Consider the following 16,189-nt stretch of genomic DNA (forward strand, 5'->3'; position numbering starts at 1 on the left):
TTTTTATGCCTATCTAAAAATTAAGCATAGCGCCTACCCTATTTTAAACCGATAGAAATCTTAGCTTACCGAGCTATAACACGCTTACGACAAAACATTATATATAAATATATAATAAATGCTATTCTAGTAGCTAAAGATAAGTTAATCAGATAAACAGATACACCCTTATTTATAACAAGACACTCCATTAAAATTAAAACCAAGGAGCAACACCATGGCGAACACAACCGACTTTGTCAGTGCTTTATTCGACGATACCAGCAATCCAAGTAAAATTACCGTTGGATTAACTATGGCGGTTAAGGCTTTAGAAAAAGGCCATTCAGCAAGCGTTATCTTATTTATAGACGCGGTTAAACTGGCCAAGCCTAATGCGCTAGATGGCGTTGATGTTGGCGCACCTTTTAAACCTGCAAAAGACTTGCTAGAAAAGTTTATTGAACAAGGCGGGAACGTATTGGTTTGTGGCGCATGCATGGAACACAACGGCATAGCAGAATCAGACATTGATACCCGTTTTGAAGTTATCAATGGCGGTGATGTGGTTGATTTAATGATGGCCGCAAAAGGGTCGCTACAACTGTCTTAATGAGCATCTAATTGTTCATTATCGATAATTTATTGCTTAAATCCATTAATAAAAAAGCTAAATCAGCATTGCTGATTTAGCTTTTTTAGCTTATCGGTAATACAGCTTAACTAACCTTTCTTATACATCTGTTTTATTGTAAATCCGCTCTGCAATATAGCTACTTATAAATACCATTATTAGCCATACCACCAGTTGCCATTGAGTGGGGATATTAAACAGACGATTTATCAATATGGCGATGCCAATGCCTATTAGTGTGCCCACAATTCGATATACATATTTCATCACAACTCCCCGCTTAACCTATACTACCCTTCACCTCTTACTCTTTTTACTCTCTAAATCGCGCCACAATAGCCACAACCGAGTATCTAACTCATACTGATGATAGTCAGGCTCCATATGACGGCAAAGCTGATAAAAGGCTTTGTTATGCTCACTGACTTTAAAGTGTGCCAACTCGTGCACCACGATCATCCTCAAAAACTCTAACGGCGCTTGTTTAAAGACACTGGCCACGGTGATGCTATTGTGCGCCTTAAGTTTGCTACCTTGCACCCGTGATTGATGGGTATGAATACCCAGCGCATTTTTGAGCACACTCAGTTTGCTGTTATAGCTGACTTGTGACAGCTGCCCGACATTGCGCATGTTTTGATTTTTAATCTCGGTGACGTATTGATATAGCGCTTTATCACTTTGAATCTGATGCGTCTCTGGATATTTTTGCTGTAGATAGCTGCCCAGTTTGTCCTGCGCTATCATAGCTCTGACTTGATCTTGAATATGCGGCGGATAATGGGAGATATACTTTAAGGTTGTCACTGTCTACTATTTCCTATTTGCTGCGGATGGCTTATTTTTGTTTTATGGCTGCTTTGTAAAGCATATCAACTCATGCTACTAAAAGCTGAGTCTATTTAAAGCAAATGGCCACTGTCACCAATCTCAATAATAATTATCGAGTTCAGTAACAATGGCCTAAAAGATAAATATTGGTTTTTACGGGTTATTAATTGTCTGGCTGATAACCAAGTTAACGGCGATAACGCCTCTCTCAGTTGTCTAGCTACGTGTTTCTAGCTGTTTTAATCTAGTTTTGTCTATCCTAACAAGCATCAGTCCGTTTGGTTAGCGTCATCGGCTAAAGTGTTGCTGCTGAAGTGTTGATAGCTGACAGACACCATCGAGAGGCTGGCTACTTTAGCACCAATTCTGATGCCTGTTGGTTGTCATCATCGTCATACCATTTCAGCTCAATCTCTAAACTATGCTCGATACGGTTACGCTTTTTAACTTCATCTTCAACCTCGACTTCTAAGCTGAAGTTCTCTGGGAACTGTACCTCTAGCTCGTCAGCACCCTTGCTCAGCACCAAGCTGCCCTCTTCAACCTTGTCTGCCAATTGACGTAAAAAAGCGACAACCTCTTGCTTGCTTCTTCTTTCTTTACTTTTAAATAAAACGGTCTCTTTACCCATGACATTTCTCCTTGTTGGTTAACTGAGCCGGCTTTTTTATTGGCCGGTTCATTTCATTGAGTTGCCTAAACGCCTATGAGCTTCATTTGTTTGAAAGTAACTTGTTATTAAAGTAAATTCTTATCGTGTACTCGCTTCCTATTCTATTGGTTAACTTAGAATATGCTATTGGCTAAGTTGTTGTACGGACCTTATCTCAATCAATAAAAATCACTGTCCAATAAACATGCCAATAAATAGCTTTTCCATCAGTATCAGCTTAATATTATTTTAAGCTGAATCTCATACTAAATATAGCATTAAGCTCATCACTTAGCCAGTCGCTTACCCTTGCTTCTAAACCCCGTTTCTAAACCCTGCTGCTAAACTATGGAAATAACAGATAATTAATTAGCAAAACTAAATCTAATTCTAATAGATAAATATTATCTTAACAGTTGTACCGCAGATTGTAACACAGTGATAACACGCGCAGCCCTTGAAAGTCGTAATATTAGCAGTCATATAGATAGCATAACTTATTTAGGAGACGATTATGACTAATACTACTAAAAATAGCGTCACTGTAAATCAGCCTCGCGTTGTTGAACATCTTTATCAAGGTGTTGATACTCAAGATGGTGCTGGCGTAAAACTGACTCGCGTATTAACCAATCAATTGCAACATCGTCTAGATCCCTATTTGATGCTAGACAATTTCAAAAGCGATAACCCAGATGATTATATCGCTGGTTTTCCAAATCACCCCCACCGTGGTTTTGAAACCATTACTTATATGATTACTGGTCGTATGCGCCACAAAGACAGTGCCGGTAACGAAGGTTTATTACAAAACGGCGGTGTGCAGTGGATGACGGCAGCCAGTGGTGTGATTCATTCAGAGCTTCCAGAGCAAGAAGACGGTGAAATGGAAGGCTTCCAGTTATGGTTGAACCTACCTGCCAAAGACAAAATGAATGATCCTTGGTACAAAGACTTCCAAAACGAGGATTTACCAAAATTTGAAACCGATAATGGCACCAAAGTAACCGTTATCGCCGGTGAATCACACGGCGTAGAAGGCGCGGTAACCCGTGAGCACACTGAGCCAAACTACTTAGATATTCATTTGCCAGCAGGCGCGAGCTTTAGCCACAGTATTCCTGCAAACCACAATGCGTTTGCGTTTGTGTACCGTGGTTCGGCCAAAATTTCAGGCCAAGACGTGCCTATCAAAACCATGGCTATCTTAAAAAATGATGCCAATACAGATGGTGTCGTCATTGAAGGCTCGGCAGATGAAGAAACCAAAGTGGTACTGATCACTGGCCGTCCATTGAATGAGCCAATCGTACAATATGGTCCATTTGTGATGAACACTCAGCAAGAAATCATCCAAGCGGTTACGGACTTCCAAGAAGGTCGCTTTGGTGAAGGCGCCTAATCAACCTTGTGCTCAACCGGCTCATTAAGTTGAGCCGCTTATTAAAAGTTAAATAAGTGAAAAAGGTCGCTGTTGCGGCCTTTTTTAATGCCTAAAACACTCGGAAACAGCTTAAAACAAAACTATTTGAGCGTAAAAACCAGCTACTTTGAAAATAAATCGATTATTTTCTAAAAAAGGGTTGACAGGCTTCATTAAGTTGCCTAAAATACGCCCACTCTTAGCGAGGGGCTATAGCTCAGTTGGTAGAGCACTTGCATGGCATGCAAGGGGTCAACGGTTCGACTCCGTTTAGCTCCACCAATTCTAAGAATAGTTGATTATCATCTAATTTCAGGTATAATAGATGCTTCTCAACAGCACCAACGTAAGCACCTAGGCAAGCTTTAATTAGCACCTTACGTTGTAAAATATTTCATGTTTACATGATATTGTGTCCCGTTCGTCTAGAGGCCTAGGACCCCGCCCTTTCACGGCGGTAACAGGGGTTCGAATCCCCTACGGGATACCACCTATTCGAGCTTATCCTTAATAGATTGTTCTAACCAACAACATTATGAGATAAGCAACTAAACCTCCAATCAATTTGATTGGAGGTTTTTTTATGCGCGATACTTTTTATGTTTATGTTTAAAACACTTCAACATACTTATTTAAATGTAAAAAAGTAGCATAGACTAATTGTTATAAAACCAAAAAAGCGCTTTTACGATATCGTAAAAGCGCTTTTTGATTGTTGATTCTTTTAGGCTAGCTTAGATTAGGATACAGGACTAGCTTAAGCGTAGACCAATAATGGCTGGAATGCCTTGACGGATAACCTCAATGGTCACCACCCCTTCTCTTGGCAATTGCGCTAACGCACGCTGGAAGTCTTCAATACTGGTGATTGGCTTTTGATGTAAGTTAGTAATTACATCACCAGGGCGCAAGCCAGCACGCGCTGCTAAGCCTGTTGGATCAACCTCTGTAATCAATACGCCCGCTGAGCCTAACTGAGCCTGACTGGCACGTGGAATGGCTTGAATGCTAATGCCCAGACGCAGCTGAGTGTCATTGGCTTTAGTGGTCGCATCTGACACCACATCACCTGGGAATGATGCCACTTGACCGGTAATGGTCAACGTCTTACCTTTGCGCAGTACCTTGGCATTAAAGCGATCGCCCGGCTTGGCACGGCCAATCTCATTGACTAGGTCTGCCGATTCTAATAACAGCTTACCATTGTAATGAGTAATGATATCGCCGGCTTGTAAACCTGCTTTTTCAGCAGGAGAGTCTGGCGATACTTTAATGAGTAACGCCCCTTGTGGCTTGCTTAGTCCATAAGCTTCGGCTAAGTTGCGATCAATATCTTGCGGGAACACACCAAGATAAGCGCGTGATACTTTACCCGTCTCTTTTAACTGCTGATAAATATCCATCGCCGCATTGATAGGAATAGAGAACGACAGACCCATGTAGCCGCCAGTACCACTGAAGATACGCGAGTTAATACCGATTACTTGGCCATGACGGTTAAATAAAGGACCGCCTGAGTTACCTGGGTTTAGTGCCACATCGGTCTGAATGAAAGGCACGCTGGTATCGCGTGAGAAGTTACGTGAGTTGGCACTGACGATACCGGCTGAGGCAGAATAGTCAAAGCCAAATGGCGAACCAATCGCCAATACTGGCTCTCCAACTCTGACTCGACTTGAATCCCCTGTAGGCAATGCAGGATAAGGCTTACCAGGTACCGGATTGACCTTTAATACCGCCACATCCGAACGCTCATCGCTGCCAATTAGTTTGGCATCAAGCTCGGTTCTGTCTTTTAAGGTAACGGTAATTTTATCCGCACCGGCAATGACGTGATGGTTGGTCAACAAGTAACCGTCTGAGGTGACGAAAAATGCGGTGCCATAGCTGTATTCAATGGCTGGTGCTGATTGCGCGCCTGGGATACGCACTCGATCACCAAAAAATTGACGTAATAGCTCAGCGGTTTGCGCCTTGGCCAGCTCTTCTTCACTGACCTGCTTCACCACGTTTACTCTGGCCACACCTGGGGTGACCTGCTCGACCAAGTCTGAGAAGTCTGCAGCAACTACCGCTGCTTGTGCTGTGGTTGGTAGCGCGGCTGTGGTAGCGGCCAGCGTTAATCCAGTTGCTAACCCGCCGACACCAAGACTGCTTAGCGCTAATGCTGATCCAGCGAGCAATGACTTTAATGGTTTAAGTGACTTTAATGGTTTAAATGGTTTAAATGACTCTGATTTAACAGGCCGGTTAGCCGCCATCAACGATGTTGTTATTATTTTTCTCTGTTGCATTGTGAATACTCTCCAGAATAATATGTCAGCTATCAATCAAGTTAAAATGAAACGGCGACATAAAGGGGGATTTTGCGCCATACTGACTCCTTTATAGCACAACTTTCACACACCCTAATTGCTGTTGCTTTTCACTTTGGTAACTGCCTTGTAAGTTAGCAAGCTTTGCGCTTCACCTTTTAATGAGCGCTTCAGCACAATCTTGCTATCCCTTTACAGCCTTATTTCGTGATATCATAACACGCATATCGTGTTGGTTTTGAACCAAAACTTTGGCTCAGCCAACAACAAAACATAGAAGCAAGCCTGTAAAATCAAGGGGTAACCCAGGGTTGATAACGACCCATTTACTGGCTTTTGTTTCTAAAAACATCACTAATGAGCGGATGTCTTGAGCTAAAATAACCGTTTAGAAATAAGTTAATTTGGCTAAATATCTGTTAAATAAAACCAGCGTATTAACTGTCATACTAACTTCATATAAGCACCGTTATAGTAGCTTACTTTTAACAGTGTTGGTAATGCGTGGATGATTAAACACACCGGGGATGACCATCAACAGATTGCGCAGTTATTTGCTGCGACCCTTTGATTATTAGCAAAGCCTAGTTATAAATCACTAGGCTTTTTTTAACGGTACCCCTTTTATAACAGACTTGTTGGCAGTGGATTTATTTTATAATCGCTTAAAAAAGCGCTTTAGAATGTGATCACTGATGAATCACCAACAAGACGAAAACAGACAGATCAATCATTAGTCGATAACAAACTTGCGTCTTAGCTGACACAAAACGACATCGTGATGGTGTCTTGCAAACACAAGGAAATTTTCATGGATACCGCCTTATTATTATCTGGCGTGGTTGGGCTTGGCATTGCAGCACAATGGCTTGCTTGGTATTTAAAACAGCCGTCTATTTTATTTTTACTACTGATCGGCATCTTTGTCGGTCCCATCATGCACTACTTCAATCCAGATGTGGTATTGGGTGACTTACTGTTTCCTTTTATCTCATTAGGGGTAGCCATCATTTTATTTGAGGGCTCACTAACCTTAGAGTTCGAAGAGATTAAGCAGCATGGTAAAGTGGTTCAAATGCTGGTCTCAATAGGTGTGGTGATTACCATTGCCATTGTGGCACTCTCAACCTATCTGCTGTTTGATGTCGATCCTCTGATTGCCTTACTATTCGGCTCCTTAGTGTGTGTCACTGGGCCCACCGTCATTATGCCGCTACTGCGTAGTGTGCGGCCCAATAAAACCATCTCCAATATCCTAAAATGGGAAGGCATTATCATCGACCCTGTCGGTGCGATTGCGGTGGTTTTAGTTTACGAATACATCATCTCAGGCGGTGAAGCCAACAGTATCTTCCTGTTCGCTGAGATTGTGATTATTGCCTCTATTATCGGTATGTTTGGTGCATTTGTGTTGGCAAACCTCATCAAGCGCCACATGATTCCTGAGTTTTTGCACAATGTATTCACCCTCGCCTTTGTGCTGTTATTGTTCTCAATCTCTAACCATTTAGAGCACGAGTCTGGCTTATTGGCCGTGACCGTTATGGGCGTTGCGTTAGCCAACTGGAAAGGCTTCCCACGTGAGCAAATCTTAGAGTTTAACGAATCACTAACCGTACTACTCATCTCTGTACTGTTTATCGTACTGGCAGCACGTGTTGAGCTTGCAAGCCTATATAACGTTGGTTTCCAAGGATTAATCTTGTTGGCCATCGTTATGTTTGTGGCACGCCCACTGTCGGTTTGGGCCTCATCGATGGGGTCAAATCTAAAAGCCTCTGAAAAGATGATGATCAGTTGGATTGGTCCGCGTGGTATCGTCGCAGCGGCTATCTCCTCGTTGTTTGCGATTCGTCTACAAGAGTATGATATCCAAGGGGTTGAGCTGTTAGTGCCATTGGTATTCATGGTCATTATGGGTACAGTTCTGATTCAGGGCTTAGGCGCGAAAATGGTCGGTAACTTGCTTGGTGTGCGTGAGCCTGCCAGCAATGGCGTATTGGTCGTTGGCTCTAACCCAGTAGCCCTAAAAGTGGCGGAATCGCTGCAAGACCAAGGCTTTGATGTCATCGTGGCGCATAACAACTATACCAATATTGCCAAAGCTCGTATGGCGGGACTGCGTACCTACTTTGGTAACCCCATCTCTGACCATGCGGACCGTCACTTGGACTTAATTGGTATTGGCCATCTGTTTGCCATGAGTACCGACAAAGAGATGAACACCTTATCAGAGCTGCATTATCGCCATGAGTTTGGAGACCAAAAGATTTATCGTCTCAAATTCGCTGAAGATAAAAGCAAAGCTGACCGTGAGTCACGTCGCTCAAGCTTCAAGTCACATTGGTTGTTCGGTAAGGATGTGACCTATACCAAAATGGCAAGTATGCTGTCGAAAAAAGCACGTGTGAAAATCACCAACATCACTGACAGCTACAGCTATGCGCAATATAAAGCGGATAACAAACAGTTCGTGCCTTTATTTACCATTAATAAAGAAGGTCATCTGAACGTCATTACTGACAACTCAGAGTCAGAAAATGAAATCACTAAAGACCACAAGCTGGTTGCGCTAGTGATTGAAGATGAGGTTCAGCCAAAAGATGTGGATGTGACAGAGAAACAAAAGCAGGCGCGTGAGCGTGCTGATACTCAGTTCTCATCCACCTCTAAAGCACCTGAAAAGCGTAAAGAACCGTCTTCATCAAGTGATGTGCGAGACCCAAACTATGACAAGCCGGTAGAGTCTAAAAATGATACTCAAGCCAAAGAGCAATCAAAAGACTCGTCTAAAGCTCAGACTTCTGACAAATCGGCAGCGACTACTGCTAAAGACAGCGCTGATGAGCAAAAGACGGTGCCTGCTCCGGTGCCGACGACCAACTTAGAAGCTGAGATGGCAAACAAGCTTGAAAAGACGCTACAAAAGCAGTCTAACAACACAGACAGCTCAGCGTCTAAGTCGACAGGCTCAGTGAAGTCCATTAAATCGCAAGATAATGGTAACTCTCAAGCGCCAAGACAAGCGGACGGTTCATTAGACCCTGAGCGTCTACCGGACACTCAAGCACGTCAAAGCGAAGCCCGTAAAGCAGAGCTTGATAAGAACCGTACGGACAACTCATAAAACCGTACTAAGCATTTATCATTCATGACATAAAAAAATAAGCCAGAGTTAATCTCTGGCTTATTTTTTTTGGCATTACTCTTATCAATTTTTCAGCGTTAATACGTTATAGTCACAGAAGTCTAAAATGATTACAAGGCAACCGAGCGCAAGTACTACACATGTAGGCTTAGCGAGGTTAACACCGTAATCGTTTAGTAATTCACTGACTATATCGCTTTAGGCGCGTAACTCTTGTACCAATGCCCAAATACGCGACGCAACCTGCTCTGCATCACCTGCAGCATCTACCCGCTGAATACGCTGAGGATGTGCTTGTTGCTGCGCCTGGAAGCCTTGATATACTCTATCGAAGAAGTCTAACTGCTGCTGCTCAAAGCGATCAGCGGCACTGCGCTTTTGTGCGCGCTGCATGCCCTCTTGTACAGGCAAGTCTAGCCACAAGGTTAAGTCTGGCAGTGTTGGCACAAATCTATCGATAAGGCTGTCTATCTTGGCAAGCATCTGTGCATCGCCATGTCCACGCCCATAGCCTTGATAGGCCACACTAGAGTCGACAAAGCGGTCACAGATTACCCACTGACCTGCGGCTAATGCCGGCAAAATAACCTGCTGCAAATGATCGCTGCGTGCGGCAAACATCAGTAATAGCTCGGTATCATCGTTAATTTGGGTCTTTACATCCAATAATAGCGAGCGTAGCTGCTCGGCAAAGGGGCTGCCACCTGGCTCACGTGTTTTGATATACGCCACACCTTCTGCGTCTAAGCGCACGCATAGATTGTCAATGGCGGTACTTTTACCCACCCCTTCTGTACCTTCAAAGCTAATAAAGCGACCAGGCTGTATTGCAGCTGACATAAACGGCTCTCTTACATTCTAATTTCGTACAATTTAACTAAAGATTAGTTAGACGACTCACTGTTCTTTTTTTCACGCATCACTTTCAGATAGTCTTGCACCGCGCGGTTGTGTTCAGCCAATGTTTTACTGAACTTATGGCCGCCAGTACCTGTGGCCACGAAATACAACGCATCGCTATCGGCCGGATGCATCGCCGCTTCAATAGAAGCCTTAGAAGGCAAGGCAATAGGCGTCGGCGGCAGTCCATCAATCTGATAAGTGTTATAAGCGGTCTTTTCATTAATATCTTTACGGCGAATATCACCATCATAACGATCACCCATACCATAAATAATGGTCGGGTCTGTCTGTAGGCGCATACCTTGATTAAGACGATTGACAAATACCGCAGAGACCGGCTCACGCTCGCTAGGCACACTGGTTTCTTTTTCGATAATAGACGCCATAATCAGTGCTTCATAAGGGGTCTTGTAAGGCAAATCAGGATCGCGATTTTCCCAAGCCTCATTCAGCGCTTGCTGCTGCTTGTTATATAAGTCCGTCAATATTTGCTTATCGGTAGTGCCCGGTGCATATAAATAGGTATTGGGCGTGAACCAACCTTCAAGATTATCAACGAACTCACCCTCTGGGGTGTAAGCATCAATCTCTAACAGCTGTTTTAAATTCTGTTTTGGCTTACCGTCTTCATTGAGCACTTCTAAGCTAATATCTTCTTTGCTCGCCAGCACTTGATATAAGTCCGAAGCACGCTTGCCTTCGATAATTTGTACTTTGACCATGTCCATCTTTTGGCCTTGCTTGAACGACTGCATCAGTTGCATCAAGCTGGCATTTTCTGGCACTTCATACGTACCTGCGTGTAGCTGCTCTTTCACCGTGGTCTTAATGTATAGCTTCGCTAAGCTGGCAGAGAACATGGGGACATCACGCTGAAACTGCGGCAAGAAGCCATAATAGCTCTGCCCTTCTTCAACCACTAAGTCGCCTGCCGGTTGCTCAGAGTGACCAAACAAGGTTTGATACGCCATGGCCAACACGAAAGCCAGTATTAAGCCTAATACCAGCATGATTTGATAACCGCGCTTCGAGGTTGGGTCTGGTGCAGGTTCTTTGTGCACCACATGATCATCACAGACTAGTGACACATCAGTCTTAGTCTCTGATGTTGTCTTTTTTTCAGGTTGCGGCTTAGCACTGTCATCGACCTGAACTGTTTCATTCGGCAGATTGCTATCCGTCTTATTATGGGTGTCAGAGGTATTCTCTGGGTGAATATCTGGTTTTTTCGAATTTGAATCGCTCATAGCCACTCACGAGGTAAAAGTTTGCTAGAATTTAGCACTGTCTGCACTTATATTCAATGGCGATTCAGCATTTGGGCTGTGTTAAGTGAAATTTAGCAGAAGTTAAAGACGACTTAAGCGGCCAAGAATTATAAATATTTGATATAATACCGACCCTTTTGTTCTTAAACTAGCGGCGTGTATTACTAATGGCAAAACCTTTTATTAAATGGGTTGGTGGTAAAAGCCAACTCTTAACAGAAATAAGCCAAAGACTTCCTGATTATATTAATCAAGGTTTACCTTATATCTATGTTGAACCCTTTGCCGGTAGTGCAGCCGTTGCTCTGCATATCCTTGATCATGCCAATCCACCATCGAAAGTTATCTTAAACGATATTAATACTGATCTTGTAAATCTATATCATGTTGTGCAAACGCAACCTCAAAAACTGCTAGATTATTTACAAGTTTTACAAGATGAATATGACAAGCTAGAGGATAAAGAAGCCAAAAAGCCGTATTACTACGCAAAACGCGAAGAGTTTAACCTTAGGGAAAATGATCCTGTCAAACATGCTGGGCTATTTATGTTCTTAAACAGAGCCGGCTTTAATGGGTTATACCGAGTTAATAGCAAAAATAAATTCAACGTACCTATTGGTAGTTATAAACAACCCAAATTTGTTTTTGAAGACACGATAAATAAAGCTTCAGAACTACTAGCTGATGCAGAGATACTCAATACGAGCTTTGAAGAGACACTAGAGCGAGTACAGCAAATTAATACAGAAAACTTACCTGTTTTCTTTTACTTCGACCCGCCTTACAAGCCCTTAAGCGAGTCATCAAGCTTTACATCGTACGCTAAAGACAGCTTTAATGATGAAGACCAAGAAAAGCTAAAGCAAACGTGTGATTTGCTAAATGAACAGGGTTATCAGTGGCTACTTAGCAACTCTGATACAACCAACTTAGATCCTGAAAATAGGTTCTTTGATGAGTTATATTCAGAATATACGATTGAACGTGTTTCAGCTGGTAGAAGTATTAATTCAAATGGCAGCAAACGTGGCAAGATTAATGAGCTGTTGATTAGGAATTACTAAAGATTAGTCTAAACCAATCTCAGATAAAGGTAGCTCTCCTATAAAATATTTACAACCTACACTTTGGATATAATCAAAAACGTCTTTATACTGCGGTTGATCAAACCAGTCATTTAACAAATAGTAATATTCAACGCTAATATCTAAAGGCTTTAACAGCCGCGTGTATTGCTTTTTCTTGAAGTCACAAGTTTGTAGCTTCTCATCTACTGATCCCGAAACATTTTGATATTTTTTTTCAATAAGATACAAAGTATTATTTACCAATAGAGCCTCATCAGGTAAAAGCTTCTTACTCAATATTTCTTTATAATTGATACCTCGAGGTATTAATAAATCTCTATATAGAGAATGTCCTTTGAAATGCCTAGCGATCTCTATGCCATTTTTCTTAATAATATGACGTTCAATCGTGTATTCAGGACCAATTCTATCTATCATTGTTAACAAATCAGTTTGTCTTTCAAACTTTAAACCATTGGCATTAGTTTGTGCACCACCACCATATATATTAGGCTGTCTTGCCATCTTTAATACCCCTTAAAAGCTCATTAGTTCAGACAAACTCATACCAAAAGCTTTAGCGAATACTTCTATGTTAATCAGAGAGGGGTTACGTTCACCACGCTCAATCATCCCCACATAATTACGATGAAAACCTGCCATCTCAGCCAATTGCTCTTGGCTAAGTCCACGTTCTTTACGTAACGCTCGAATGCGTTGTCCGAATTGAATTAAAACTTGTTTTTCCATTTGCTTTATTCTCAAGAGTTCGTTAGACTTTAACTACACACAATAAGTGTCATTTTAAAATTGAGTAAATACTTACTCTAAGGTTCTGCTATGCTTAATATTGAAAACCTCACCATTAACATCCAGCAAACACCTACTAAAAACGTATCTAATGAAACCTTAGACTCACAGAGTCCGGTAGTAGTAAGAGATGAGCTAGTCAGTACCTTAAGAATAATAAGCGAAGATCCTAGATTACTTGGTCAACAAGTATCAATTCCTGAGGATTGTGAACAATACGGCTTCGCAGAAGGTAGCTTTGACATCCCTACACTGCTGCATTTTTTAGCAGATATGTTGGAATAACAAATGCCTCTTCCCTATTTTCAAAGCAGTAATAAAGATTTCACGCTATATCAAGATGACTGCCTATCAGCCCTTGATAATCTACAACAGCCATTAAATATGGTATTTGCTGATCCTCCCTACTTTTTATCTAATGATGGATTAACGGTAAAGAACGGCAAAATTCAATCTGTAAATAAAGGTCAATGGGACAAGTTCACTACAGATGATGAAACGTACGCATTTACCTATGATTGGTTAGCGAAAACAAGAGATAAAATGGCAGATAATGGCACTATTTGGATTAGTGGCACACATCATAATATCTTTACTTTAGGCAGGATATTGCCGCAACTTGGTTTTAAAATACTAAATGTTATTACATGGGAAAAAACAAACCCACCACCGAATTTCTCATGTCGTTTTTTCACCCATTCTACGGAGTTTATAATTTGGGCAAGGAAGCATCCTAAAGTACCCCATTACTTTAATTATAAGCTCATGAAACAACTTAATAATGATAAACAGATGAAGGACGTTTGGCGCTTACCTGCTATTGCTAAATGGGAAAAAAGCTGTGGCAAACACCCTACCCAAAAGCCGTTAGCTTTATTAGCACAAATTATTTTGGCTTCAACAGAAAAAGGTGACTTAATTCTAGATCCATTCACAGGTTCATCAACCACAGGAATAGCGGCCAACGTGCTTGAGAGAAATTTTATTGGTATTGATAAAGAAAGTGAGTTTATGAAACTCAGTCAGGATAGATATCAGGATTTACAACAAGAGGGACGCAAACAGTTCTTTAAAGAGCAATTTAACCGCTTATTGAATAAATCGATGTAGACAACGCTAACCGCTGATCTGCAACAATCAGCTCGCGTACCGGTATCACTCCACGCACCGCATTACAAAAGAACATAGCGCTGATGGCAGATAAATCCTCATCTCGTAAGGCGCGCTCAACCACTGGGCGACCTTGCACCGCCAACTGATCGATAATGACTTGACGCATCACGCCTTTGACACCCGCAGCATCAATGGGCGGCGTGTACCAAGTCGCCTCATCTGGACGCAACTGATAAAACACATTGCTCATTACCCCTTCCGTCCAGTTGCCCGACATATCTGCGACCAAGCCTTCTGCCACTTCTGGGTGTATTTGCTTTAGACGTTGCAACTCTCCTGCTGCCATCACCCCATCTAATCGGTTTAAGCTTTTAAGCCCAGCAAGTGGCTTTGGCAAACTGGCCAGCTGTGACTGCAAGCAGATGGCGGTAATGGGCACTTGCTGCAACACATTCTGCGCCAACGCACTTTGGGTCGTATGAGACTGTAAAAACGATGCGTACTGTTCGGCCAATAGCGCACTGGCTGCCACACCCAGCCAAATAAGACAGCCATTATGAATAACATTGGGATGATAAGCATAGCCACGCAGCGGTTGCGACTGACGTGATACGATGACTTTGACAATACCGTGCTTGGCCTCTTTGGCCAGCTGTTTGGCTGAGGACCACAGAAGTTGCTCAGTATGGGAAGAGTAATTCAGATGCAGGGCTTGGCAGTGATGTTGCAAACGCTGTTGGTGATAAGTCTGCCACTGTAGCTGCCCATGATGCACTCCCATAGTGGTAAAAAAACCATCGCCATAGGCCAAGGCACGTAGCTGCGGGATGACCTCAGCTGCGACTGGTGAGGTTATAGGGATAGTGGCTGTACTTTGATTGGCGGTTTGATCGGCTGTATGGGATGCCGTTTCACTTAAAGGCTGCGATTGCTCGCCTTGCTGCGACAGTCGAAGCAGGCCGCTGTCTGTCAATTGATACCAAATCATGGCTTGTCGGTGTTAAGCGAGTTTGATAGATGTGGATTTGACATAGAAGCGACCATTGAGTGCGTGATGGATAATGAGCTGTGTTGTTGCGTAAAATCTGGTTTATGACTGATGTTTGTGTTAAACCCACTTATGCAGTGGGTTTATGTTGATAATCACTAATTAGCCGTGTTTACTAAACACCAATACGCAACTATAAAACTCACATTTTGCCAATTCAACTTGGCGCTCATCGACGGTTTTATTTTTGACAACTTGACCAGATAGCATGTTGGCAACCAAACGCCCGCCTTCTTCACCCATTAAGGCTGTGGCCACTTGATACGCTTTTTTGGCATGGTCAATACTCATTTGCTTTTCGCTATCTGAATCATCGGGATTGGCATAATACCAGCCAATTTCCAAATAATTGTCTGAATCGATAACGTCTAAATAAGGCTGCTCGCCTTTTGAGAAGCGGTATTTAACGGCGCTGTTACTGGCATAATCTAGGCTTTTTTCGTCAACCACAGTGACTTCGCCAAATTTATTCTTAATTTGGTCCACATCTTGTAACGACAGTCCCTCTTTTTTGTCCATCGCTTCCCAGCTTTGCACATCATAGCTAACAGGCTTCTGATTTTGGCCTTCTACTTCTTGCTCAGCGGCCACTTCGATCTCACCTTCTCCTTGTTCGGCGAGCAATTGATTGTTGGCAGCTTCTGTCTCCGCAATGACCTGCTCTGAGGTTTTGGTATCTGCTGTCGCATCTGCGCTAGTTTGCGCTTGCTCTGTCTTGCCACATCCTGTGATCGACAAACAAGCGGCCAGTCCTAATGCACCCAAACGGGTCATAGCTGAATTTATAGAAAGCTGTTGGCTCACCTGTCTTACCTTGCTAAAAACCATTCACGTACCACCTTTTACCTATTTTAAAAGCGTTGCTGCTGATGCTTAGCGGTTATATACACACCACAAACAATAGCCTAGTTTATCCAAAACCCCGCCTATTGCATAGTGGAAAAAGCATGAAGGGCCCTAAAAACCTTACCCCTGCCTCTCACTAAGTTAGCTCG

At 42.6% G+C, this 16,189-nt stretch carries 15 protein-coding genes and 2 tRNA genes; 8 read left to right on the plus strand and 9 right to left on the minus strand.

Annotation, left to right across the window (positions count from 1 at the left end; translation table 11 throughout):
* The first annotated feature begins 217 nt into the window (after window positions 1–217).
* Window positions 218–592: a DsrE family protein gene (locus tag A6J60_RS06805; protein ID WP_096065311.1), complete on the plus strand. Its 375-nt coding sequence runs from the start codon at window positions 218–220 to the stop codon at window positions 590–592.
* Between the two features lie 318 nt (window positions 593–910).
* Here the strand turns inward: A6J60_RS06805 and A6J60_RS06810 are convergent, their stop codons facing one another.
* Both A6J60_RS06810 and A6J60_RS06815 read right to left on the minus strand, forming a co-directional pair.
* Complete coding sequence (locus A6J60_RS06810; protein ID WP_096065312.1) at window positions 911–1,420, minus strand: M48 family metallopeptidase; 510 nt, start codon at window positions 1,418–1,420, stop codon at window positions 911–913.
* 373 nt (window positions 1,421–1,793) lie between these two features.
* Window positions 1,794–2,075, minus strand: a complete 282-nt coding sequence (locus tag A6J60_RS06815; RefSeq protein WP_096065313.1) for an amphi-Trp domain-containing protein — start codon at window positions 2,073–2,075, stop codon at window positions 1,794–1,796.
* A 535-nt stretch (window positions 2,076–2,610) separates the two neighbouring features.
* On the opposite strand from A6J60_RS06815, the gene A6J60_RS06820 reads away from it, so the two are divergent.
* From A6J60_RS06820 to A6J60_RS06830, 3 genes are all read left to right on the plus strand, one after another.
* Window positions 2,611–3,498, plus strand: a complete 888-nt coding sequence (locus A6J60_RS06820) for a pirin family protein (RefSeq protein ID WP_096065314.1) — start codon at window positions 2,611–2,613, stop codon at window positions 3,496–3,498.
* Between the two features lie 227 nt (window positions 3,499–3,725).
* A tRNA-Ala gene (locus A6J60_RS06825) sits at window positions 3,726–3,801 on the plus strand.
* 132 nt (window positions 3,802–3,933) lie between these two features.
* Window positions 3,934–4,009, plus strand: a tRNA-Glu gene (locus A6J60_RS06830).
* A gap of 262 nt (window positions 4,010–4,271) precedes the next feature.
* On the opposite strand, the gene A6J60_RS06835 is transcribed toward A6J60_RS06830, so the two are convergent.
* Entirely contained in the window at window positions 4,272–5,780 is a 1,509-nt protein-coding gene (locus A6J60_RS06835; RefSeq protein WP_227526087.1) for a Do family serine endopeptidase, read from the minus strand.
* 865 nt (window positions 5,781–6,645) lie between these two features.
* Between A6J60_RS06835 and A6J60_RS06840 the strand changes: the two genes are divergently transcribed.
* On the plus strand, window positions 6,646–8,961 hold the full coding sequence (locus tag A6J60_RS06840) for a cation:proton antiporter (RefSeq protein WP_096065315.1): 2,316 nt from the start codon (window positions 6,646–6,648) through the stop codon (window positions 8,959–8,961).
* 219 nt (window positions 8,962–9,180) lie between these two features.
* Here the strand turns inward: A6J60_RS06840 and tmk are convergent, their stop codons facing one another.
* Window positions 9,181–9,822, minus strand: coding sequence for a dTMP kinase (gene tmk / locus A6J60_RS06845; RefSeq protein WP_096065316.1), 642 nt, complete (start codon window positions 9,820–9,822; stop codon window positions 9,181–9,183).
* A gap of 44 nt (window positions 9,823–9,866) precedes the next feature.
* Window positions 9,867–11,132, minus strand: coding sequence for an endolytic transglycosylase MltG (gene mltG, locus A6J60_RS06850; RefSeq protein ID WP_096065317.1), 1,266 nt, complete (start codon window positions 11,130–11,132; stop codon window positions 9,867–9,869).
* A gap of 188 nt (window positions 11,133–11,320) precedes the next feature.
* On the opposite strand from mltG, the gene A6J60_RS06855 reads away from it, so the two are divergent.
* Window positions 11,321–12,220, plus strand: a complete 900-nt coding sequence (locus A6J60_RS06855; RefSeq protein WP_096065318.1) for a DNA adenine methylase — start codon at window positions 11,321–11,323, stop codon at window positions 12,218–12,220.
* A gap of 3 nt (window positions 12,221–12,223) precedes the next feature.
* Here the strand turns inward: A6J60_RS06855 and A6J60_RS06860 are convergent, their stop codons facing one another.
* Together A6J60_RS06860 and A6J60_RS06865 are read right to left on the minus strand one after the other, a co-directional pair.
* Window positions 12,224–12,748: a hypothetical protein gene (locus tag A6J60_RS06860; RefSeq protein ID WP_096065319.1), complete on the minus strand. Its 525-nt coding sequence runs from the start codon at window positions 12,746–12,748 to the stop codon at window positions 12,224–12,226.
* Between the two features lie 12 nt (window positions 12,749–12,760).
* Window positions 12,761–12,973, minus strand: coding sequence for a helix-turn-helix domain-containing protein (locus A6J60_RS06865; RefSeq protein ID WP_096065320.1), 213 nt, complete (start codon window positions 12,971–12,973; stop codon window positions 12,761–12,763).
* A 90-nt stretch (window positions 12,974–13,063) separates the two neighbouring features.
* Between A6J60_RS06865 and A6J60_RS06870 the strand changes: the two genes are divergently transcribed.
* Together A6J60_RS06870 and A6J60_RS06875 are read left to right on the plus strand one after the other, a co-directional pair.
* Window positions 13,064–13,318, plus strand: coding sequence for a hypothetical protein (locus A6J60_RS06870; protein WP_096065321.1), 255 nt, complete (start codon window positions 13,064–13,066; stop codon window positions 13,316–13,318).
* 3 nt (window positions 13,319–13,321) lie between these two features.
* A complete protein-coding gene (locus A6J60_RS06875) occupies window positions 13,322–14,143 on the plus strand; it encodes a DNA-methyltransferase (protein WP_096065322.1) in 822 nt (273 codons plus the stop codon).
* Here the strand turns inward: A6J60_RS06875 and A6J60_RS06880 are convergent.
* Both A6J60_RS06880 and A6J60_RS06885 read right to left on the minus strand, forming a co-directional pair.
* On the minus strand, window positions 14,115–15,134 hold the full coding sequence (locus A6J60_RS06880) for an aminotransferase class IV (RefSeq protein WP_096065323.1): 1,020 nt from the start codon (window positions 15,132–15,134) through the stop codon (window positions 14,115–14,117). The genes A6J60_RS06875 and A6J60_RS06880 overlap by 29 nt on opposite strands.
* Before the next feature lie 162 nt (window positions 15,135–15,296).
* Entirely contained in the window at window positions 15,297–15,998 is a 702-nt protein-coding gene (locus tag A6J60_RS06885) for a hypothetical protein (RefSeq protein ID WP_227526088.1), read from the minus strand.
* Window positions 15,999–16,189: the final 191 nt, after the last annotated feature.

It is taken from the genome of Psychrobacter sp. FDAARGOS_221, assembly GCF_002313155.2.
Lineage (GTDB): Bacteria > Pseudomonadota > Gammaproteobacteria > Pseudomonadales > Moraxellaceae > Psychrobacter.

What these genes read in the sequence shown, in the direction of transcription:
- A6J60_RS06855 (WP_096065318.1), top strand. Translation starts at nt 11,321, where the DNA reads ATGGCAAAACCTTTTATTAAATGGGTTGGTGGTAAAAGCCAACTCTTA.
- A6J60_RS06875 (WP_096065322.1), top strand. Translation starts at nt 13,322, where the DNA reads ATGCCTCTTCCCTATTTTCAAAGCAGTAATAAAGATTTCACGCTATAT.
- tmk (WP_096065316.1), bottom strand. Translation starts at nt 9,822, where the DNA reads ATGTCAGCTGCAATACAGCCTGGTCGCTTTATTAGCTTTGAAGGTACA.
- A6J60_RS06820 (WP_096065314.1), top strand. Translation starts at nt 2,611, where the DNA reads ATGACTAATACTACTAAAAATAGCGTCACTGTAAATCAGCCTCGCGTT.
- mltG (WP_096065317.1), bottom strand. Translation starts at nt 11,132, where the DNA reads ATGAGCGATTCAAATTCGAAAAAACCAGATATTCACCCAGAGAATACC.
- A6J60_RS06865 (WP_096065320.1), bottom strand. Translation starts at nt 12,973, where the DNA reads ATGGAAAAACAAGTTTTAATTCAATTCGGACAACGCATTCGAGCGTTA.
- A6J60_RS06880 (WP_096065323.1), bottom strand. Translation starts at nt 15,134, where the DNA reads ATGATTTGGTATCAATTGACAGACAGCGGCCTGCTTCGACTGTCGCAG.
- A6J60_RS06815 (WP_096065313.1), bottom strand. Translation starts at nt 2,075, where the DNA reads ATGGGTAAAGAGACCGTTTTATTTAAAAGTAAAGAAAGAAGAAGCAAG.
- A6J60_RS06860 (WP_096065319.1), bottom strand. Translation starts at nt 12,748, where the DNA reads ATGGCAAGACAGCCTAATATATATGGTGGTGGTGCACAAACTAATGCC.
- A6J60_RS06835 (WP_227526087.1), bottom strand. Translation starts at nt 5,780, where the DNA reads ATGGCGGCTAACCGGCCTGTTAAATCAGAGTCATTTAAACCATTTAAA.
- A6J60_RS06870 (WP_096065321.1), top strand. Translation starts at nt 13,064, where the DNA reads ATGCTTAATATTGAAAACCTCACCATTAACATCCAGCAAACACCTACT.
- A6J60_RS06840 (WP_096065315.1), top strand. Translation starts at nt 6,646, where the DNA reads ATGGATACCGCCTTATTATTATCTGGCGTGGTTGGGCTTGGCATTGCA.
- A6J60_RS06805 (WP_096065311.1), top strand. Translation starts at nt 218, where the DNA reads ATGGCGAACACAACCGACTTTGTCAGTGCTTTATTCGACGATACCAGC.